This is a genomic window from Stenotrophomonas sp. YJH_SMC_130 (genome assembly GCF_059369035.1).
Genome location: NZ_JCAFSH010000002.1, coordinates 301,839 through 323,165, shown reverse-complemented (window position 1 = coordinate 323,165; position 21,327 = coordinate 301,839). Strand labels below are relative to the sequence as shown.

General features: G+C 68.3%; 16 protein-coding genes. 11 read left to right on the top strand and 5 right to left on the bottom strand.

Annotated features, from left to right (window positions below; translation table 11 throughout):
* Positions 1–39: 39 nt before the first annotated feature.
* Positions 40–501: a DUF3592 domain-containing protein gene (locus tag AC5P5V_RS05645; protein WP_181357850.1), complete on the top strand. Its 462-nt coding sequence runs from the start codon at positions 40–42 to the stop codon at positions 499–501.
* A 91-nt stretch (positions 502–592) separates the two neighbouring features.
* The gene (locus tag AC5P5V_RS05640; protein WP_134967870.1) at positions 593–1,117 is read left to right on the top strand and encodes a GNAT family N-acetyltransferase; all 525 of its coding nucleotides are present in this window, start codon (positions 593–595) and stop codon (positions 1,115–1,117) included.
* 78 nt (positions 1,118–1,195) lie between these two features.
* Here the strand turns inward: AC5P5V_RS05640 and AC5P5V_RS05635 are convergent, their stop codons facing one another.
* Positions 1,196–1,849: a YceH family protein gene (locus AC5P5V_RS05635; protein WP_061479929.1), complete on the bottom strand. Its 654-nt coding sequence runs from the start codon at positions 1,847–1,849 to the stop codon at positions 1,196–1,198.
* Between the two features lie 101 nt (positions 1,850–1,950).
* Between AC5P5V_RS05635 and AC5P5V_RS05630 the strand changes: the two genes are divergently transcribed.
* The 5 genes from AC5P5V_RS05630 (at position 1,951) to plsB (ending at position 8,542) form a co-directional block, all read left to right on the top strand.
* A complete protein-coding gene (locus AC5P5V_RS05630; RefSeq protein WP_134967871.1) occupies positions 1,951–2,874 on the top strand; it encodes a 5'-nucleotidase, lipoprotein e(P4) family in 924 nt (307 codons plus the stop codon).
* Positions 2,871–3,596 carry an orotidine-5'-phosphate decarboxylase gene (gene pyrF, locus AC5P5V_RS05625; RefSeq protein WP_134967872.1) on the top strand — a complete coding sequence of 242 codons (726 nt, stop codon included), beginning with the start codon at positions 2,871–2,873 and terminating at the stop codon, positions 3,594–3,596. The genes AC5P5V_RS05630 and pyrF overlap by 4 nt, the downstream gene beginning before the upstream one ends.
* A gap of 218 nt (positions 3,597–3,814) precedes the next feature.
* Positions 3,815–4,636, top strand: coding sequence for a S1 family peptidase (locus AC5P5V_RS05620; protein ID WP_061479926.1), 822 nt, complete (start codon positions 3,815–3,817; stop codon positions 4,634–4,636).
* Positions 4,637–4,952: 316 nt separating this feature from the next.
* A complete protein-coding gene (locus tag AC5P5V_RS05615) occupies positions 4,953–5,906 on the top strand; it encodes a hypothetical protein (RefSeq protein ID WP_061479925.1) in 954 nt (317 codons plus the stop codon).
* Positions 5,906–8,542: a glycerol-3-phosphate 1-O-acyltransferase PlsB gene (plsB, locus tag AC5P5V_RS05610; protein WP_061479924.1), complete on the top strand. Its 2,637-nt coding sequence runs from the start codon at positions 5,906–5,908 to the stop codon at positions 8,540–8,542. Before AC5P5V_RS05615 ends, plsB begins: the two co-directional genes overlap by 1 nt.
* Positions 8,543–8,630: 88 nt before the next feature.
* Here the strand turns inward: plsB and AC5P5V_RS05605 are convergent, their stop codons facing one another.
* Positions 8,631–8,834, bottom strand: a complete 204-nt coding sequence (locus AC5P5V_RS05605; protein ID WP_005421068.1) for a YdcH family protein — start codon at positions 8,832–8,834, stop codon at positions 8,631–8,633.
* Positions 8,835–8,925: 91 nt separating this feature from the next.
* Between AC5P5V_RS05605 and ttcA the strand changes: the two genes are divergently transcribed.
* From ttcA to AC5P5V_RS05590, 3 genes are read left to right on the top strand one after another with little or no spacing between them, the layout of a single operon-like run.
* Complete coding sequence (gene ttcA, locus AC5P5V_RS05600) at positions 8,926–9,846, top strand: tRNA 2-thiocytidine(32) synthetase TtcA (RefSeq protein WP_172412120.1); 921 nt, start codon at positions 8,926–8,928, stop codon at positions 9,844–9,846.
* A gap of 36 nt (positions 9,847–9,882) precedes the next feature.
* The gene (locus AC5P5V_RS05595) at positions 9,883–10,788 is read left to right on the top strand and encodes a recombination-associated protein RdgC (protein ID WP_005421064.1); all 906 of its coding nucleotides are present in this window, start codon (positions 9,883–9,885) and stop codon (positions 10,786–10,788) included.
* A 59-nt stretch (positions 10,789–10,847) separates the two neighbouring features.
* Positions 10,848–11,627 (top strand): M48 family metallopeptidase, encoded by a 780-nt coding sequence (locus AC5P5V_RS05590; protein ID WP_061479922.1) that lies wholly within the window; start codon positions 10,848–10,850, stop codon positions 11,625–11,627.
* A gap of 163 nt (positions 11,628–11,790) precedes the next feature.
* Here AC5P5V_RS05590 and AC5P5V_RS05585 read toward each other — a convergent pair whose 3' ends face one another.
* A complete protein-coding gene (locus AC5P5V_RS05585; RefSeq protein ID WP_061479921.1) occupies positions 11,791–12,657 on the bottom strand; it encodes a methylglyoxal synthase in 867 nt (288 codons plus the stop codon).
* Positions 12,658–12,824: 167 nt separating this feature from the next.
* Between AC5P5V_RS05585 and AC5P5V_RS05580 the strand changes: the two genes are divergently transcribed.
* Complete coding sequence (locus AC5P5V_RS05580; protein WP_134967899.1) at positions 12,825–15,233, top strand: response regulator; 2,409 nt, start codon at positions 12,825–12,827, stop codon at positions 15,231–15,233.
* Here AC5P5V_RS05580 and AC5P5V_RS05575 read toward each other — a convergent pair.
* Positions 15,219–16,664, bottom strand: a complete 1,446-nt coding sequence (locus AC5P5V_RS05575) for an FAD-dependent oxidoreductase (protein WP_061479919.1) — start codon at positions 16,662–16,664, stop codon at positions 15,219–15,221. The two genes, AC5P5V_RS05580 and AC5P5V_RS05575, sit on opposite strands and share 15 nt — an antisense overlap.
* An 85-nt stretch (positions 16,665–16,749) precedes the next feature.
* Complete coding sequence (gene gltB, locus AC5P5V_RS05570; protein ID WP_495215826.1) at positions 16,750–21,204, bottom strand: glutamate synthase large subunit; 4,455 nt, start codon at positions 21,202–21,204, stop codon at positions 16,750–16,752.
* Positions 21,205–21,327: the final 123 nt, after the last annotated feature.

Below are 21,327 nucleotides of genomic sequence, written 5' to 3'. Positions count from 1 at the left end.
AACCCGGCAGCACCATGCCCACCCTCCTCAGATGTTTTTTTGCTGTTTTTCTTTGCCGTGGGCCTGCTGATCCTTCTGGCCGCCGCCTGGCTGTTCGTGGACGTCCAGCGTTTCGCGCGCAAGGCCGTTTCCGTAACCGGAACGGTGGTGGCCGTCCAGGCAGAGGATGCCCGGTCGGAAATGGAGGGGATGCCCGCACATGACATCACCCTGCATCGCCCGGTGGTGAGGTTCCAGACCGCACAGGGGCAGATGATTCAGTTCACCGCGTCCTTTGCTACCGGGGCACCACTGTACGTGGTCGGCGAACAGGTACAGGTGCTGTATCCCGGCGGCATGCCTTCCAAGGCTCGTATCCAGCACCCGGGATTGCGCTGGGGCGCACCGCTGCTGTTGGCGCTGATGGGCATGGGGTTCTGCCTGATCGCCGCATGCGTCCATCGCCTGTGCGTGCGCTACTGGCCGATCCTGTTCGGCCCGCGTGACGGGGCATGTGGCTAGGCTGGGCATCGTAGTGGCCCACTTGGCCTGAGCGTGCTGCACGGCGGGCGCTGGCGTTGCAAAATCGAGGTATTCCTTCCGGAGCCCACCCATGCATCCCATCGAAAGCGAACGCCTGCGGCTGCGCCGCCTGGAACCAGACCGGGATGCTGCGCCGATGCTGGTATTGCTCAATGATCCAGGCTTCGTGCGCTTCATCGGCGACCGCAACGTGCACAGCGAGGAGCAGGCGCGGGAGTACATCGCGCTGCGGGTGCTGCACAGCTATGCGTTGAACGGGTTCGGCATGTATGCCATCGAGCGCTTGTCCGATGGCGCGTGGCTGGGCAATGCCGGGCTGGTGCGGCGTGATGGCCTGCCGGGGCCGGACATCGGCTATGCGGTGCTCTCGGAATTTGCCGGGCAAGGCTACGTCGGTGAGGCGGCGCGTGCGGTGTTCGCGCATGCACGCGGAGCGCTGGGCCTGCAGGATCTGTATGGCATTACCGATCTGGACAACGTGGTGTCCGGGAAGATCCTGCTGGGCCTGGGCATGCAGGAGCGCGGAGTGATCCAGCTGCCGGGCGTGGACAGCCCGAGCCGGCTGTATGCCACGCTGGGTGCGGCGCAGGTCTGACCCCTGATGTTGGTAGGTGCCGACCGTTGGTCGGCACGATTCAGATGCAGTGCCGACCGTTGGTCGGCACCCACCCCCTCAACCGCGCAGTTCTGCCAGCTGCGCCTGCAGCTCGGCCACGGCCGTTTCCAGCTGGGCCACGCGCTCGGCCAGGCCCGGATCGGCCGCATCGCTGCTGCCACCGCCACTGCTGGCATACTTGGCCGCCAGCGCGGCACCATCCACTTCACCGCACAGCAGGTGCATGTAGCGGTCTTCGCGCTGGCCGCTGGCGCGCGGCAGCACCACCAGCAGCGCGCGCTGCTGCAGGCGCTCGATGGCGTGGCGGGCTTCGTCGATATCCGCGAACCGGTACAGACGCTCGCTGCGCGACACCAGCTCGCCCAGGGTCTGTGGACCGCGCAGCAACAGCAGCGCCAGCAGCACGGTCTGCTGCCGGGTCAGGTCCAGCGCGGCCTGCAGGCGGTGCTCGTAGCGGTCGGCGCGCGAGGAGAAGTGCTGGCGAGCCAGGCCCAGTGCTTCCAGCTGGCGCAGCGCGTGCTGCACGCTGCCGGCGTCGACGTTCATCACCGGCTCGCGGGCGGTCTTCTGGTTGGCGGCCGACTGGGCCGCATTGACCGTCAGCGGGTAGGTGTCCGGTGTGGTTGCCTCCTTCTCCACCAGGCAGCCCAGCAGGCGGGCCTGCACGGCGTCGAGCAGGGGGACGTCGGGGGTCTGGGTGGAATCGGTCATGGCGGCCTCCGGAAGGGCAACGGGTCAACCGCCAAGCATAGCCGTCCCGGGGCCGCCTTTGCCGGTAAAATGCGCCGGTATATCTGATTGCCGGTGAATCCATGCGTCGTCCTGTTTCCCTGTCCCTGACCCTGCTCGCCACTGCGGCGCTGGGCCTGTCCGCCTGCAAGCGCGTGGACGCGCCTGCTGCCGAAGCCGCCGCGCCGGAGGCCCCGGCCGCTGCCGCCAAGGCCGATGGCGCGCGTGATGCCACCGCCAACGACAACCTCAACGCCGTGCTGTGGATGCAGCGTGCGCAGGAGTACAGGGCGATCACCGAGCAGACCTACCGGGCCGCCGCCGATCGCCTGGATGCGGCGCTGAAGGAGGCCCACTGGGACGCACTGGTGCCGGAAGAACGCGGCAACGAGGCCAAGGGCCTGAAGCCGGCCGTGGTGCTGGACGTGGACGAGACCGTGCTGGACAACTCGCCCTACCAGGCGCGCCTGGTGCGCGACGGCAAGGAATACGACGAGCTGAGCTGGGACCAGTGGGTGGCCGAAAAGAAGGCCAGGGCGATTCCGGGCGTGGTTGATTTCGCCAAGGCCGCCAACGCCAAGGGCGTGACCCTGCTGTACATCTCCAACCGTGCCGTGCACCTGAAGGACGCGACCCTGGCCAACCTGCGCGAGCAGGGCCTGCCGGTGGCCGATGACAGCGTGTTCCTGGGCTTGGGCACCGTGGTCGAGGGCTGCGAGCAGGCCGGCAGCGAGAAGAACTGCCGCCGCCGCCTGGCCGGGCAGAAGTACCGCGTGCTGATGCAGTTCGGCGACCAGCTGGGTGACTTCGTGGAAGTGACTACCAACACCAACGAAGGCCGTGACGTCCTGCTGCAGCAGTACCACGACTGGTTCGGCGAGCGCTGGTGGATGCTGCCGAACCCGACCTACGGTGGCTTCGAGCCGGCGCAGTTCAACAACGATTACAGCCAGTCGCGCCAGGCCCGCCACGACGCCAAGCGCGCCGCCCTGGACTACGCACCATGAGCCGCGTGCCACTGCCGCTGCGCGACGACGAGCGCCTGATCTTCGCGCTGGACGTGCCTGACCGCGCGCAGGCGCTGGCGTGGGTCGACCGCCTTGGCGACAGCGTGGCCTTCTACAAGATCGGCATGGAACTGCTCGCCTCCGGCGAGTACTTCCAGGTGCTCGATGAGCTGGCCCGCCGCGACAAGCGCGTGTTCGTCGACCTGAAGTTCTTCGACATTCCGGCCACCGCTGCGGCGGTGATCAAGCGCCTGTCGCAGTGGCCGGTCAGCTACGCCACCATCCATGGTTGGCACCCGGCCATGATGGAGGCGTGCGCGGCCGCCAACAGCGGCGACATGCGCCTGCTGGCAGTGACCGTGCTGACCTCGATGGGGCGCCCCGACCTCGCACAGATGGGCATCGACCGCGAACCGGTGGACGTGGTGGTCGAGCGCGCGCTGGCTGCCCAGGCCGCCGGCATCGATGGCGTGATCGCTTCGGGCCAGGAAGCCGGCCCGATCCGCGCTGCCACCGGCAGCGGATTCTCGATCGTCTGCCCTGGCATCCGCCCCGGTGGCCCGGTCGGCGATGACCAGAAGCGTACCGTTGGCGTAGCGCAGGCCTTTGCCGATGGCGCCGATGCCATCGTGGTCGGTCGCCCGATCCGCCTGGCCGCCGATCCGCAGGCCGCAGCGCGGGCGATCCAGCAGGAAATCGCGTCGGCTCTGGCTGCACGCTGAGCCCACCACCGACGCCGGTCACGCTGGCACCACGAACGCCATCCCGATCCATGCGGGATGGCGTTCGCATTTGTGGGGCTGAATCTGTCGCACGCAGCGCCAGCCACGAGAACTGTGCGCACGTTCGCGCTGCGGGCCTCTCCACTGCTCCCCAATCGATGCACCGGTACGGACCGCGACCGCACCGGTTCCAACCATCGACAGAGGAGTACAGGGAAATGTATCGCAGCACCTCTTTGTTCATCGGCCTGCTGTTGGCCGCGTCTGCCGTACCCGCCATCGCTGCGCCGCAGCTGCGCGATGCGCCGCGCATCATCGGCGGCGAAGCGGCGCCGGCCGACGAGTACCCGTTCATGGTCAGCATCCAGGGCATCTTCGACGGCGATTCGGACCACGACCGCCACTTCTGCGGGGGCACCCTCATCTCGCCCTCGTGGGTGCTGACGGCCGCGCACTGCATGCAGGGCGAAGCGCCTGGTGGCATCGCCGTTGTCGGCAAGGTCACGACCCTGTCCACCGACGCCGCGCCACGACCGTCCAACGTCAAGGCGATCCACGTCCATCCGGCATTCAACAGCGGCAATTCGCTGGAGCACGACGTCGCCCTGATCCAGCTCAGCGCACCGTTGGACGGTGCACAGCCGGTGGCACTGCAGCTGCGGCCCGACGCCAGCTATCTCAAGCCGGGCCGTGAATTCACGGTGATCGGCTGGGGAGACACCGACATCGGCGATGGCCGTGTCTATCCGACTCAGCTGCAGACCGCGCAGGTGCCGTTCGTTTCCTTCACCGAATGCCAGCAGGCCTACGGCGGTGAACTGTCACGTGGAAAGGTCATCTGCGCCGGCCGCGAGGGCATCGACAGCTGCCAGGGGGATTCCGGAGGCCCCCTGCTGCTGCGCCTGCGTGAAGGCTGGACCCAGTTCGGTGTCGTCAGCTGGGGCGAGGGCTGTGCGCTGGCCGGCTATCCGGGGATTTATGCCCGAATCGCCGAAAAACACGCCGTAGATTTCATCGAAGCGGTTTGGCAACGCGATTGATACAATAAAATCAAATACATACATGGCATTACGTGAAGTGTTGCCTTAACTTGAGCGGCAGCGTAGGATCGCCGCCATCCGGTCCTCGGGCCGGACATGTGCCACAACACTGTCCTCCGGCCCCGCGCCGGCTTGAAGAGCCTGTGATCCCCGTGATCCGGGCTCTTTTTTTATCCCGGTGGCGGCGCTGGGGTCAGATCCCTTCTGCCCGCAGCAGAGGAGATCTGACCCCCTTGGCTGGAAACCGTGACGTCCCGGCTTGCCGCTGTCACGTCGCAGGCCGCAAGATGCGGGCCGGTCCGGGGAGTCCGAGTGCATGAGCGTGGCGGTGCGAGGAAAGTCTGCGCGTGGATGGGGGCTGGCGGCCATGCTGCTGCTGGCCGTGGCGGGGTGCCGCGAGTCTGCCAACGATCCGGCCAGGCCGGCGGCCGAGCCGGTGGCTGCAGTACAGGCGATGGCGTTGCGCCTGGCCGAAGATGATCTGGTCGGCTACGCAAAGCTGTCGGTGCCGCCGGGCCAGTACCAGCGCCTGCAGCAGGCGTGGGTGGAAGGCCACAGCCAGTGGCCGCTGACCGAGCTGCCACTGGGCGACCAGCTGCTGCCGATGCTGGCCGCACTGCGCAAGCCCGATGCCAGCGCCGAACTGCAGCGCAGCTTCGATCGCCAGCTGGCTGGCCAGGCCGGCGCCGTGCGCCAGGCCGCACAGTCGATGGGCAGCTTCGGCGTGCAGTACCTGCGCCACCAGAAGGGCTACACGCCCAGCCAGCAGGCCCACTACATCGCCCTGGTCGAGACCCTGGCGGGGTGGGCGCAGGCTGCCCCGATCAGCGACCGCGCACGTGCCCGCAGCACCATCGCCGCGCTGGTCGGCGCCGCCAGCAAGGTCGGCTTCGAGGATGAAGCCGGCCTGCAGGCGGCCGGCATGGAAGGCAGCCTGCAGCAGCTGGCGCCGTTCATCCACACCCTCAAGGCGGTGCTGGGCAGCTACGGACTCGGCGTGGACGACGCGCTGCGCAGCGTGCGCGGCGAACTGCTGTCGGTGGAAGGTGACAATGCGCTGGTGCGCCTGCACTACGACCTGGCCGGTCGCGAGATGACCCTGCAGCTGCCACTGAGCCGGCGCGAGGGCCACTGGTACCTGACCCGCACCCTGGCCGACACCGACGCGCTGCTGCGCAAGGCCGATGCGGCCCGCGCGGCTGCGTCGCCAGCACCGGCCGAAGCCCCCGCCGAGGGTGGGGAAGCGGCAACACCGCCGGCTAAGCCATAATGGCGCCGATGTCGAAACAGAACCCGCTGCCGTTCCCCGGCGAAGAATCCCAGTCGACGCCCGCCGATACGGTGCCGGCGTCCCCCTCGACCGGTACTGGCCCGAACCCGGTACCGCCGCCCGCGCACGCGCGTCCGGCCGGCCGCCGTCCTCTGTGGGCCCGACTGCTCGGTCGCCTGGTCGAGCCGTGGCTGTCGCTGAAGATCGAACCGGAAGACCCGGGCCAGTACAACGATGGCCGCCCGGTCATGTACGTGCTGGAAGACTACGGCCTGTCCAACGCGCTGATCCTGGACAAGGCCTGCCGCCAGGCCGGCCTGCCGTCGCCGCTGGTGCCGCTGGCCGGTGATCCGACCGGCCGCAAGCGCGCCTATCTGGCGCTGTCGCGGCGCAGCTCCAGCAACTCGCTGATTCCCGAGCAGCGCGGCGCCAAGACCCACTCCGATTCGCTGGCCAAGGTCCTGCAGGCGCACCGCGTGCGCGATGACCTGGATGTGCACCTGGTGCCGGTGTCGATCTTCGTCGGCCGCGCGCCGGACAAGCAGAGCGGCTGGTTCGCGGTGCTGTTCTCGGAAAACTGGGCGCTGGTGGGCCGCTTCCGCCGCCTGCTGGGGTTGCTGCTGAACGGGCGCAATACCATCGTGCGCTTCGCCCCGCCGATCTCGCTGCGCAGCACCGTCGACGAAGGCTTGGAGCCGGAGCGCACGGTCCGCAAGCTGCAGCGCGTGCTGCGCACCCATTTCCGCCGCATCCGTGAATCGGTGATCGGCCCGGACCTGTCGACCCGGCGCCTGCTGGTGGACCAGGTGCTGGCCGCCGAGCCGGTCCGCGAAGCGATCGCCGCACAGGCCAAGCGCGACAACTCGAAGCCGGCCGATGCCTGGAAGAAGGCACACGCCTACGCCTGGGAAATCGCTGCGGACTATTCCAGCCCGGTGGTGCGCTCGGCCAGCTTCATGCTCAGCCACGTGTGGAACCGCATCTATGCGGGCGTGCTGGTGCACCACCTGGACAAGTTCAAGGCCGCCGCGCCGGGCCACGAAGTGGTCTACGTGCCCAGCCACCGCAGCCACATGGACTACCTGCTGCTGTCCTACCTGCTGTACGACCGTGGCATCGTGCCGCCGCACATCGTCGCCGGCATCAACCTGAACCTGCCGGTGGTCGGCACCCTGCTGCGCAAGGGCGGTGCGTTCTTCATCCGCCGTTCGATCCGTGGCAATGCGCTGTACTCTGCAGTGCTCAGTGAGTACGTCGCGCAGCTGGTGGCCGGTGGCTATTCGCTGGAGTACTTCGTCGAAGGCGGCCGCTCGCGTACCGGGCGCCTGCTGCAGCCCAAGGGCGGCATGATCTCGATGACGCTGCGTGCATTCCTGCGCCAGCCGCGCAAGCCGGTCCTGTTCCAGCCCATCTACATCGGCTACGAGAAGCTGATGGAGGGCGGCAGCTACCTGGACGAACTGTCCGGCCGGCCGAAGGAAAAGGAGTCGATCTGGTCGCTGCTGTGGGGCATCCCCAAGGTGCTCAAGCAGAACTACGGCCAGGTGGTGGTGAACTTCGGCGAGCCGATCGCGCTGAACGACGTGCTGGCCGAGAAGGCCCCGGAGTGGAAGGGCGAGGCGGTGTCCGAGGACGAGAAGCCAGCCTGGCTGTCGACCACGGTGGATACGCTGGCCGAACGCATCCAGGTGCGCATCAACGGCGCTGCCGACGTCAACCCCATCAATCTGCTGGCGCTGGCCCTGCTGTCCACGCCGAAGCACGCGATGGGCGAGGCCGACCTGATCGCGCAGATCGAGCTGTGCAAGACGCTGCTGGTCGAGATGCCGTACTCGGACCGGGTGACGGTGACCCCGCACTCGCCGGAGCGGATCATCGCCCACGCCGAGGAGATCAACGTCCTCACCCGCATCAAGCACCCGCTCGGCGATGTGCTCAGCGTCAGCGGGGACACCGCGGTGCTGCTCAGCTACTTCCGCAACAACGTGGTGCACCTGTTCACCGCCTCGTCGTGGGTGGCCTGCTGCTTCCAGAACAACCGCCGCATGAGCCGTACCGGGCTGGTCCAGCTGGGCCGCACGGTATATCCGTTCCTGCAGGCCGAGCTGTTCCTGCCGTGGAGCGAGGACGAGTTCGCGCAGCGCATTGACCGCACCATCGACGTGTTCGTGCGCGAAGGCCTGCTGCAGAACGTCAACGATGACGACGGCGGCATCCTGGCACGCAACACCGGGCAGACCGACGAGGTGTTCCGCCTGCGGGCGATCGGCCATTCGCTGCAGCAGGCGTTCGAGCGCTACTACATCGCCATCTCGGTGCTGGTGAAGAACGGCCCGGGCGTGCTCGGTGCGGCCGAGCTGGAAAGCCTGTGCCAGCAGGCCGCGCAGCGCCTGAGCCTGCTCTATGCGCCGGCCGCTCCCGAGTTCTTCGACAAGGCCCTGTTCCGCGGCTTCATCCAGAAGCTGCGCGAACTGCGCCTGGTGTGGCCGGACGAGAACAGCAAGCTGCTGTTCGATGAACGCCTGGATGCCTGGGCCAAGGACGCCAAGTTCATCCTGGGGCGCGAGCTGCGCCACACCATCGAGCGGGTCAGCCCTGAAGCAGCGCGCCCGGACGAGCCTGCGCCGCAGGATTGAAGGCAGCGCCGGCTCCTGCGGTGGGTGTGGACCTTGGTCCACACCTTCCAGCCGTGCCAACCAAGGTTGGCACCCACCAGGACGGTCTTTAGGCCGGCTCGTCGGGAATCTGCAGGCTTTCCAGCCTGGCGATGCAGTCCTTCAACTGCAGCTTGCGCCGCTTCAGGCGCTTGGCTTCCAGTTCGTCCTCGCCGTTGGCCGCCATGCGGGTGATCTGTTCATCCAGCAGGCGGTGCTCGGCGCGCAGGGCGGCGAGGTGCTCGACGATCTCGGCGGGGCTGTAGGTATCCACAGCCTCCGAGCATACACAGCGTTGATGACTGCCGGGAGAGGGGAAACCCGACCCCCGGCCGGGGCGGCTCCGAGCCGTTAGAATGGAACCCATGAGTGCCGTGATTTCCCTTCCCGATCCCCAGCCGCGCGCCGCCCGCGATCCACGCGTGGCCGAGCGCGAGCAGCACAAGCTGGCCAAGCGCCTGCGCCGCCAGGTCGGCGAGGCGATTGCCGACTTCGGCATGATCGAGGCCGGCGACAAGGTCATGGTCTGCCTGTCCGGCGGCAAGGACAGTTACACCCTGCTGGACGTGCTGCTGCAGCTGCAGAAGAAGGCGCCGGTGCCGTTCGAGCTGGTGGCGGTGAACCTGGACCAGAAGCAGCCGGGCTTCCCCGAGCACATCCTGCCGGAGTACCTGGCCGGGCTGGGCGTGCCGTACCACATCATCGAGCAGGACACCTATTCGGTGGTCAGCCGGGTCATCCCGGAGGGCAAGACGATGTGTTCGCTGTGCTCGCGCCTGCGTCGTGGCGCGCTGTACAACTACGCCGAGACCCATGGTTTCACCAAGATCGCGCTGGGCCACCACCGCGACGACATGGTGGCCACGTTCTTCATGAACCTGTTCCACCACGCCAAGCTGGCGGGCATGCCGCCGAAGCTGCGCAGCGACGACGGCAGGCACGTGGTGATCCGGCCACTGGCCTACGTGCGCGAGCGCGACATCGTCGACTACGCGCAGGCACGCCAGTTCCCGATCATTCCCTGCAACCTGTGCGGCAGCCAGGAGAACCTGCAGCGCCGCCAGGTCGGCCTGATGCTCAAGCAGTGGGAAAAGGACCATCCGGGCCGCATCGAGCAGATCGCGCGCGCCATGGGTGAAGTCCGGCCCTCGCAGCTGGCCGACACCACCCTGTTCGACTTCATGGCGCTGGGCCGTCGCGACGACACGCCGCTGCCCGACGCCCATGCCTGGCTGGCCGGCTCCCCGGCCGACGCCGACGCAGATCCCGAGACGCCCACCGTTTAAGGTCGGTCGCCCTTCCTCTTCGCCATCCGGAATTCCATGTTCTTTCGCAACCTGACGTTCTTCCGTTTCCCGACCACCACCGATTTTTCCGAAGTCGATACCCTGCTGCCGCACGCCGTGCTCAAGCCTGTCGGCGCGCTGGAAATGAATTCGCGCGGCTTCATTTCGCCGTTCGGCCGCGAGGAGAAGGAACTGCTGTCCCACCGCATCGCCGAACACCTGTGGCTGACCGTGGGTGGCGAGGACAAGATCCTGCCGGCGGCGGTGGTCAACGACCTGCTCGAGCGCAAGCTGGAGGAGATCGAGGAGAAGGAAGGGCGGCGCCCGGGTGGCCGCGAGCGCAAGCGCATGAAGGACGACCTGCTGCATGAACTGCTGCCGCGCGCCTTCGTGAAGTCTTCGCGCAACGATGCCTTCATCGACCTGCAGCACGGCTACGTGGCGGTGGATACCTCCAGCCGCAAGACCGGCGAATACTTCATGTCCGACATCCGCGGGCTGCTCGGCAGCTTCCCGGCGATGCCGCTGAACGCCGAAGTCGCGCCGCGCTCGATCCTGACCGGCTGGATCGCCGGCGAGCCGCTGCCGACCGGGCTGAGCCTGGGCGAAGAGTGCGAGATGAAGGATCCGGTCGAAGGCGGCGCGGTGGTCAAGTGCCAGCACCAGGAACTGCGCTGCGACGAGATCGACAAGCACCTGGACGCCGGCAAGCAGGTGACCAAGCTGGCGCTGATCTTCGAGGACAACCTGTCGTTCGTGATCGGCGACGACCTGATCGTGCGCAAGCTGAAGTTCCTCGACGGCGCCCTGGACCAGCTGGAGCATGCCGACGAAGACGGCCGCCGTGCCGAGTTCGATGCCCGCTTCGCCCTGCAGAGCGCCGAGATCCGCCGCCTGTTCCTGTTGCTGGAAGAAGCGTTCAAGCTCAGCAAGGCTGACTGAACAGGCAGCCCGACGGTCGCCGGTCATCCGGCGGCCCGAAGCAGCGCTATGCTGGGCGCATGAGCCGTCTGCTGCGCCGCCTGATCACTCCGACCCCGCCCGCCACCGTACAGCGCGACACCGTTCGCCTGCGCCTGGAGGATGCCGAGATCGAGGTGCTGCGCGTGCGCGATCCGCGCGCGCGGCGCATCAAGCTGAGCGTGGACGAGCGTGGCGCGCGGTTGACGTTACCCCCGCGCGCAAGCCTGGTGATGGGCGAACGCTTCCTGGAACAGCACCGCGACTGGCTGGCGCTGCAACTGCGGCAGTACCAGGGCCAGGGCCTGCCGGCACCGCTGCAGCCCGGCGAAGACGGCGTGCTGCCCCTGCGCGGCGAACTGCTGCCGCTGCGCTGGCAGGAAGGCCGCTACGCGCGGCTGGAGATCGACGCGCATGGCGCCTGCGTGCAGTGGCCGACCCGTGGTGGTGACGCCACTCTGCGCCGCCTGCTGCGCGAGTTCTATGAAGCGCAGACCCGCGCCGACGTCGGCCGCTGGCTGCCGAAGTACCTGCCCACCCTGCCGCGCGCCCCCAGCCGCCTGCGCCTGAAGGTGATGTCCTCGCAGTGGGGCTCGCTGGCCCCCGATGGCAGCATGGCCCTGGACCTGGCCCTGGTGCTCGGTCGTCCGGAAGCGTTCGAGTACGTGCTGGTGCACGAACTCTGCCACCTGATCCAGCCGAATCATTCGCCCGCGTTCTGGCATGAAGTCGAACAACGTTTCCCCGCGTGGCGCGAGCAGCGCGACTACTTCCAGCTGGAAGGGCGCCGCTTGAAAGCCATGCTCCGCCAGCTGCTGTAACTGTAGAGCCGAGCCCACGCTCGGCTGCCGCACGTGGCGCAGATATCCGGCCCTCGCGATCAACAGCAGCCGAGCATCGGCTCGGCTCTACAGAAGCGCGACCCAACCTCATGATCGTGCAGCCCCCACCCACCACGAGGGGCGCAGCCGTTGGCCGAAACCCTCACCCCGCCCGCAATGCCGCCGCGGTCGCCCACCGCGCCGCCACCCGCGGCGCGGTGATGCACACCGCCTGGTCGGTCACCGTTGTCACCGCGCGTTCCAACAGCTGGATATCGGCCTCGTGCTGGCGTGCCACATGCGGGTCCTCGAAGAAGATCGCGCGCTGGCAGCGCCCCTCCAGCACACGGTCGGCAATCTGCGCATCGCCGCCCATCGGGCCACTCTGGTAGCGCGTCACCCACGGCGTATCGCTGGGCCAGCCGCGGCTCCAGGCCAGTTCGTTCAAGCGCTGGCCGGTGGTGCCGGTCGCCACGCGCTCGCCGAACCGTGCCAGCACATCGAAGTGCTCGTCAGCGAAGGCCAGCATTGCCGGCTTCATCGCGTCGTGCGCGATCAGCGCCAGCGTCTGGTGCTGGAAGGCATGCAGATCGTCGGCACCGGCATCAGCGGCCAGCCCGGCGTGGACGCGTTCCACCTCGATCCAGTCACGCGCAGTGGCCACGGTTGAAATGAACGGCTTGCCGTGGATCACGCACTGCCGCTTGAGCGCGGTTGCCTCCGGAAACACCGAGGAAGGATCGACCGGGTCGATCAGGTAGATCGCACCGTCCAGGGTGCGCTCCGGCCCCATGCCAACCACTTCGGCCACCAGTTTCATCAGGCCACCCTCGCGGCCGTAGGGGTAGCGGTGCAGGCCGCCGTAGCCGGCCAGGAAGCCCTGCCGTTCGATCGCATCGTGGGTGCGCCCGACCGCGTGCAGCGATACCCCCAGTTCACGCAGCCCGGCCTCGCTGGCACGCAGCCAGCGGAACAGCGCGGCGCGCGCATCGTGGTGATGGAGACGGTTGGCGGCCAGGCCGATACGCATCGAGCGCTCCGTAGGGACGGGTAGAAGCGGCAGTGTATGTCGGCATTCGCCGATAGGGATGTTTTTCCAATTTTTCTCATTGTCGCGGAAGCGCGCCTCGCTAGCGTGGCTGGCAGCGGTACCGCTGCGCGGCCGTGGTTCCTGCCCGCGAAATGAGGATGTCTACCGTGAATGTCGCCGGCCGCCGCGCCGTCGCCGCTGTCATGGCATCGCTGTTGCTGCCCGGCATCGCTGCTGCGTCCGGCTGTGCGAGTCCACTGCAGGTGGCATGGCGTTCCGATCGGCCGCCGCTGTCATACAACGCGCAGGGCGACCTTGCGGGGTTGGCTGCGGATTACCTGCCGCTGCTGGGCCCGCAGGCAGTGCAGCATGCGCAGCCATTGCCCGCAGCGGTGCTCACCGATGACCCGCTGCCGGCTGGCACCCAGGTGCTGCTGGGCTGGCCGCGCGCACAGCTGCCGACCGGCTGGGTGACCAGCAGCCCCTACCTGGAAGTGCCACAGGTGATCGTGCGGCGCGAGGGTGCAGCGCCAGTGCTGGGGTTGGAGGGACTGCGTGGCCGCAGCGTGGCCAGCCCGGACCGGCTGCCGCTGGACGCATTGCTGGCCGAACAGGCCCCGGGTGCGCAGCTGCTGGCACCGGCGCCGCTGGACCACGCGCTGTCACTGCTGCGCGCCGGGCTGGTCGATGCCGTGGTGGCCAATCTCGCCGAAGTCGAAGCCGCGCTTCGCGCCGTGCCGGGTGACCCTCTGGTGATCGCAGCACCCGCGGGCTTCGGCGATGCACTGGTGTTGGCCGCCGTACCGACCTGTGCCGCGGTGGTCGCTGCCTTCGACCGGGAGCTGCAGCGGGAGGGCGATGCACGTCGGGCGTCGGTTCGCAGTGCCTGGCTGCCGGAACTGCCACGTGCGCGGCCCGCCGGTTCGGCACTGCGCTGGCTGGTGCCGGTGTCGCTGATCCTGCTCGCGCTCATACTGCTGCATGCCTTCGGCTACTGGCGCGTGCATCGCGAGAGCGTGCGTCGCCGGGTGCTGGAGCAGCGCTTGCATGAAGTCACCGCGAACCTGCCGGCGGTGGTCTACCAGGCGCGCCGTTCGGCAACCGGCCACTACAGCCTGGCGCAGATCGCCGGCGACGTGCAGGCACTGTTCGGCGTAGCCGTGGAGACTGAGCGGATCGACCATCTGCAGCTGCTGGCGGCCGTGCATGCCGGTGACCGCAGCCGGGTGATGGCGAGCATCGAAGCGGCCGCGCTCGTACGCGGTCCGATCGACGTTACCTTCCGCACCCGGTCGGCGCAGGGCTGGCGCTGGGTCCGATCACAGGGACGACCGTTGCCGTGCGATGACAGCAGCGTGGAGTGGAGCGGCTACTGGATGGACGTCAGCGAAGCCCAGGCGCGCGCAACGGCGTTGGCCGAGGCGCGCCGCGCGGCCGAGCAGGCGGCGCTGGCCAAGGGCCATTTCCTGGCGACCATGAGCCACGAGATCCGCACGCCGATGAGCACCCTGCTGGGCATGCTGGAGCGGCTGGCTGGCACGGACCTGGATGCGGGCCAGCGGCAGGTGCTGACCACCGTCGGTGACGCAGCGCAGATGCTGCGGCAGATCCTCGACGATGTGCTGCACAGCCAGCGCCTGCAGCCGGCGCCCCTGCAGCTGCGTCCGACCGATCTGGCGGCGCTGGTGCACGCGGTGCAGCAGCTGTTGATGCCCGTCGCGGCCAGCCGCGGGCTGCACCTGTGCAGCGAGATCGACCCGACGTTGCAGCCCTGGTCGCTGGCTGACGGGCTGCGCCTGCGGCAGGTCCTGTTCAACCTGGCCGGCAATGCGCTCAAGTTCACTCTGCAGGGAAGCGTGGTGTTGCAGGTCCGCGTGCTGCAGCAGCGCGACGGCGGCCAGCGACTGCGCCTGCAGGTGACCGACACGGGCGTGGGCATCAGCGTGGAGCGCCAGCAGGCGGTGTTCGCCGCCTATGAACAAGCCGAGACCTCGACCACGCGCCGCTTCGGCGGCAGTGGGCTGGGTCTGTCGATCTGCCGTGAGCTGGCGGCATCGATGGGCGGGCAGCTGCACCTGCGCAGCATGCAGGGCAAGGGCACCACGGTAGGGCTGGATCTGGATCTGGCGGCCTCTGTGGCAGCCAGGGACGCACCAGTGCCCGCGAGGGCTGCGCCGCGGGCGCTGCCGCCGGCGCGGCTGCTGGTTGTCGAAGACCATCCGACCAACCTGCAGCTGCTGGAGCAGCGCCTGTGCGAGCTGGGGCTGCAGGTCTACACCTGTAGCGACGGGCTGCAGGCATGGGAGGCCTGGCAGGCGCAACCGTTCGACCTGGTGATCACCGACTGCCATATGCCGCACATGGATGGCTTCGCGCTGGCGCGCGCGATCCGTCGCGATACCCGCGCTGCCCGTGCTCCGGTGCCGATCATTGCGTTGACCGCCAGCGTGCTGGAACGCACGCGCGAGGCCTGCCGTGAAGCGGGCATCGACCACTTCCTGGCCAAGCCAGTGGAGGCGCACGAACTGCGCGCGCTGCTGGAAGTGCTGCTGTTGCCGGACTCAGTGCGCCAGTAGGCGGACGATGCTGGCAGCGGCGTCGCGGCCTTCGGCCACCGCGGTTACCACGAGATCGGCACCACGCACCGCGTCGCCACCGGCGAACAGGCGTGGATGCGCGGTCTGGAACGGCAGGCGGTCCTTGCCGCCGGCGAGGATGCGGCCATTGGGCTGGCCTTCCACCCCCAGTTCCGCCAGCCACGCCGGCACGCTCGGCGAGAAGCCGAAGGCGATGATCACCACGTCTGCCTCCAGCAGCGACTCACTGCCTTCGATCGGCACCGCGTTCTGGCGGCCATTGGCATCGGGCTCGCCCAGCCGGGTCTCGACCACGGTCACGCCGATCACCTCGTCGTCGGCGCCGGCTTCGATCGACAGCGGCTGCCGGTTGAACAGGAAGCGCACTCCTTCCTCGCGTGCATTGGCGACTTCGCGCGCGCTGCCGGGCATGTTTGCTTCGTCGCGGCGATAGGCGCAGGTGACCTTGGCCGCGCCCAGCCGCACCGCGCTGCGCACGCAGTCCATGCCGGTATCGCCACCGCCCAGAACCACCACACGCTTGCCGTTGAGGTCGGGCAGGGCGATGGTGTCTTCCCAGCCGGCGATCGGCCGGCCCTTCGGGTCATCGCCGCCAACGATGCGGCTGTTCTGCACCAGGAACGGCAGCGCCGGCAGCACGCCCTTCAGGTCCTGGCCGACCAGGCCACCGTCGGTGTAGCGGTAGGCGCCGGTGCCGACGAACACCGCATCGTGGGTCTCCAGCAACTGCTGCACGCTGAGGTCACGGCCGATCTCCACGCCGAGGCGGAACTGCACGCCCATGCCTTCCAGTACTTCACGGCGGCGATGGATCACGTCCTTGTCCAGCTTGAAGCTGGGAATGCCGAACTGCAGCAGGCCACCGATCTGCTCGTAGCGGTCGTAGACCACGGCGGCAATGCCGGCGCGTGCCAGGCGGTCGGCACAGGCCAGCCCGGCCGGGCCGGCACCAATCACCGCCACACTGTGGCCGGTCGGCTGCACCGCGCCCAGGTCCGGGCGCCAGCCACTGGCCAGTGCGGTATCGACGATGTACTTCTCCACCGCGCCGATGGTGACCGCGCCGAATTCCTCCAGCGTGCAGCTGCCTTCGCACAGCCGATCCTGCGGGCAGACCCGGCCGCACACTTCCGGCAGCGGATTGGTGCTGTGGCACAGCGTGGCGGCCTCGTGGATGCGGTTTTCCTGCACCAGCTGCAGCCACTGCGGAATGGCATTGTGCACCGGGCACTTCCAGCTGCAGTACGGATTGCCGCAGTCCAGGCAGCGGCCCGCCTGGTACTGGGCGTCTTCCTTGCCGAACTTGCCGTACAGCTCGCCCCAGTCGCCGGACGTGCGCAGTTCCACCGGGATGCGCTGCGGCATGGTGCGGGGCAGGTCAAGGAACTGGAAGGCGTGCTTGCGGCTCATGGCGGACTCTGTGGTGTTTTCCGGATGCCGGCCAGCGGCCGGCACTACGTGATCCTGGGTTGCCGGCCAGCGGCCGGCACTACCATCAGGCGGCGCGTCGCAGGGTTTCGGTCAGCGACTCGATGCTGGCGGCCTTGGGTTTGACCAGCCAGAACTTGCCGATGTAGTCGCGGAACTCGTCCAGGATCTGCTGCGCCCAGATGCTGCCGGTCAGCTCGCGGTGGCGGCCGATCAGGCGGTGCAGGTGCTGGCGGTAGTTCTCGAAGCCTTCGGCGGAGACGCGATGGATGTCGATCAGCTCGTGGTTGTAGCGGTCGACGAAATCGCGGTCCACGTCCAGCACGTAAGCCAGGCCACCGGTGAAGCCGGCGCCGAAGTTCAGCCCGACCTTGCCCAGCACCAGCACCACGCCGTCGGTCATGTACTCGCAGCAGTGGTCACCGGCACCTTCCACCACCGCCAGCGCGCCGGAATTGCGCACCGCGAAGCGTTCGCCGGCACGACCGGCGGCGAACAACTCGCCACCGGTAGCGCCATACAGGCAGGTGTTGCCGATGATGGCGGTGCTGCGAGCCTCGAAGCGGGCGCCACGCGGCGGACGCACCACCAGCCGGCCGCCGGCCATGCCCTTGCCGACGTAGTCGTTGGCTTCGCCTTCCACTTCCAGGTGCAGGCCACCGACGTTGAACGCGCCAAAGCTCTGCCCGGCGCTGCCGCGGAAGCGCAGTTCCAGCGGCGCCTCGGCCATGCCCTGGTTGCCGTGCGCGCGTGCCACTGCACCGGCCAGGCGCGTGCCGATGCTGCGGTCGGTGTTGTGGATCAGGAAGCGGTGTTCGCCGCCGCGTTTGTGCTCGATGGCCGGGGCCAGCAGGCCATCCATCTGCGTGGCCAGGCTGTCCGGCGATTCGTACAGGCGCTGGGCGGCACAGTGGCTGCCCTCGTAGCGGCTGTCGGCCAGCAGCCGCGACAGGTCCACGCGCACGCCATCACGGGGCGCGGCCTCGATCTGCCGCAGCAGGTCGGTGCGGCCGACGATCTCTTCCAGCGAACGCGCGCCCAGGTACGACAGCCAGCCGCGCACTTCTTCGGCCAGCAGGCGGAAGAAGTTCTCCACGCGTTCGGGCTGGCCGGTGAAGTGGTTCTCGCGCAGGCGCTCGTCCTGGGTGGCCACGCCGGTGGCGCAGTTGTTGAGGTGGCAGATGCGCAGGTACTTGCAGCCCAGCACGATCATCGGCGCGGTGCCGAAGCCGAAGCTGTCCGCGCCCAGCAGCGCGGCCTTGACCACATCCAGGCCGGTCTTCAGGCCGCCATCGGTCTGCAGCAGGGTGCGCCCGCGCAGGTCGTTGGCCAGCAGCGCCTGATGCGCTTCGGCCACGCCCAGTTCCCACGGCACGCCGGCATAGCGGATCGAGCTGACCGGCGACGCACCGGTGCCGCCGTCATGGCCGGAGATGGTGATCAGGTCCGCACCGGCCTTGACCACGCCTGCGGCAATCGTGCCGACGCCGGCATGGCTGACCAGCTTCACCGACACCAGCGCGGTCGGGTTGACCTGCTTGAGGTCGTAGATCAGCTGCGCCAGGTCTTCGATCGAATAGATGTCGTGGTGCGGTGGCGGCGAGATCAGGCCGATGCCCGGACGCGCATAGCGCAGGCGTGCGATCAGCTCGTTGACCTTGTGCCCCGGAAGCTGGCCGCCCTCGCCGGGCTTGGCGCCCTGCGCGACCTTGATCTGCAGCACTTCGGCATTGACCAGGTATTCGGCGGTGACGCCGAAGCGGCCCGAGGCCACCTGCTTGATCTTGCTGCGCTTGGCGGTGCCATAGCGTGCGGGATCTTCGCCGCCTTCGCCGGAATTGCTGCGGCCGCCGAGGCGGTTCATGGCGATGGCCAGTGCCTCGTGCGCTTCCGGCGACAGGGCGCCGAGGCTGATCGCTGCGGTATCGAAGCGCGGGAACAGGGCGCTGGCCGGGGCGACCTCGTCCAGCGGCACCGGCATTGCGGCCGGCACCAGTTCCAGCAGGTCGCGCAGCGCCGATGGCGGGCGCGCGTGCACCGCATCGCAGTACTGCTGCCACGCACGCGGGTCACCGCTGCGCGCGGCGCGCTGCAGGGTCGTGACCACGTCGGGGTTGTACATGTGGTACTCGCCGCCGTGCACGTACTTCAGCAGGCCGCCCAGGTCCACGCCCTGCTGCGCATCCCAGGCCTGCGCGCACAGCTCGCGCGCGTCGGCATCCAGGCGTGCGAAGCCGGCGCCGCCGATGCGCGAGGCGGTGTCCGGGAAGCACATGTCCACAACCTCGGGTTCCAGGCCGATGATTTCGAACAGCTGCGCGCCGCGATAGCTGGCCACCGTACAGATGCCCATCTTCGAGATGATCTTCGACAGGCCCTTGTAGATGCCCTTGCGGTAGCGGCGGCCGATCTGCGACTGCTCGCCGCCCTTGCTGAGCTTGAGGATGCCACGTCGGCCCAGGTCGAACAGGGTCTGGTAGGCCAGGTACGGATACACCGCGGTGGCACCGAAGCCGAGCAGGCAGGCCATGTGGTGCGGGTCGCGCGCGGTGCCGGTTTCGACGATCAGATTGACGTCGCAGCGCAGCCCCAGCCGCGAGAGGTGGTGGTGGATGGCGCTGGTGGCCAGCAGCGCATGCACCATCGGCCGACCGGCCACCGGGTAGCGATCGGACAGCAGCAGCATCACCATGCCCTCGCGCGCGGCCTGCTCGGCCTCGGCACAGATGCGCTCGATGCCGGCACGCAGGCCCTCGTCTTCGCTGTAGGACAGGTCGAGCAGGCGGTTGGCCTGCACGTACTGGTCCATCTTCAGCAGCTGGCGCAGCTTGCGCTGGCTCAGCACCGGCGAGTTGAGGATGACGTGGTTCACCGTCTCCGGGCCGGCATGGAAGATGTTGGTCTCCTTGCCGAGCTGGGTGGACAGGGACATCGCGCAGTCTTCGCGCAGCGGATCGATCGGCGGGTTGGTGACCTGCGCGAAGGCCTGGCGGAAATAGTCGTACAGCGGACGGCTGCGCTGGCTCAGCACGGCCATCGGTGTGTCGTCGCCCATCGAGCCGGTGGCTTCCTGCTCGGTCTCGGCCAGTGGCCGCAGCACCTGTTCCACTTCCTCGCTGCTGAGCTGGTAGAGCTTGTGGTAGCTGCGCAGGGTGGCTTCGTCGAACGGCTCTTCCACCAGCGACGGGTCGATCAGTTCGGTCTGCAGGTAGGTCACGCCCTGCTGCAGCCACTGCTTATACGGCGCGCGGCCGCGGTTGATGCGGTCCACCGCATCCGAATCGAGCAGGTCGCCGCGCTTGAGGTCGATGGCCACCATTTCGCCGGGGCCGAGCTTGCCCTTGCGCACCACGCGCTCGGTCGGCACTTCCCACACGCCGGCTTCGGAGGCGACCAGGAAGTGGCGGTCGGCGGTCAGCATCCAGCGCGCCGGGCGCAGGCCGTTGCGGTCCAGCGTGCACACCGCGTAGCGGCTGTCGCAGGCGACGATGCCGGCCGGGCCGTCCCACGGCTCGCTGTTCAGGCCGTGGAACTCGTAGAAGGCCGCCAGGTCCGGATCCTTGAACTCCAGCGACTGGGTGGCCGGCGGCACCAGGATGCGCAGCGCCTGGATCAGTTCCATGCCACCGGCGACCATCAGCTCCAGCATGTTGTCCAGGCTCTGCGAGTCCGAACCATGCATGGAGATCACCGGATCGAACTCGGCGATGTCGAAGCGCGGCGTCTTCCACACCTTGCTGCGCGCCTGCGCCCAGCGACGGTTGCCTTCGATGGTGTTGATCTCGCCGTTGTGGGCGAGCATCCGGAACGGGTGCGCCAGCGGCCAGCGCGGCAGCGTGTTGGTGGAGAAGCGCTGGTGGAACACGATCGCGCTGGAGGCCAGTTCGCGGCGCTGCAGGTCGGGGAAGAAGCGGCTGAGCTTGTCCGGCAGCACCATGCCCTTGTAGCTGATCGCATCCGGGGTGAGGGTGGTGACGTAGAAGTCGGCATGGTCGCGCAGCTGCTGTTCGCTGTGGCGACGGGCCAGGAACAGCGCCAGCGCGAAGCCGGCATCATCCTGGCCGACGCCGGCATCGACGAACACCTGCTCGATGCGTGGCAGGGTGTCGCGCGCCAGCTGGCCGCAGACGCTGTCGTCGGTGGGTACCTCGCGCCAGCCGGCGACCTTGCAGCCGACCGCTTCGACCTGCGCCTGCAGCTGCGTGCGGCAGGCGTGTGCAGCCTCGGCATCGTGCGGCAGGAACACCAGGCCGGCAGCGAAGCGTGCGGCGACGGCGATGCCGGCTTCACTGGCCAGCAGTTTCAGGAACGCATCGGGGCGGCGCAGCAGCAGGCCGCAGCCATCGCCGGTCAGGCCATCGGCGGCGACGCCGCCGCGGTGGGTCATGCGCGAAAGCGCGGCGATGGCGGTATCAACCAACAGGCGCGAAGGTTGATCGTCGAGCTGGGCGACCATGCCAAATCCACAGGCATCGCGCTCGGAGCGCGGGTCGTAAAGCCCTTGGCGGTTGCGGGGGGCCATCTCTACCTCGATGCGTATAGGGTTGGCGGCGACACTCGTCCCCGCTCATTCCCTGGAGCGCATCGTGAGGCCACCGGATGCCTCGACTAGATCACAGGTTGCTGCAGCGCCGCAATACACGGT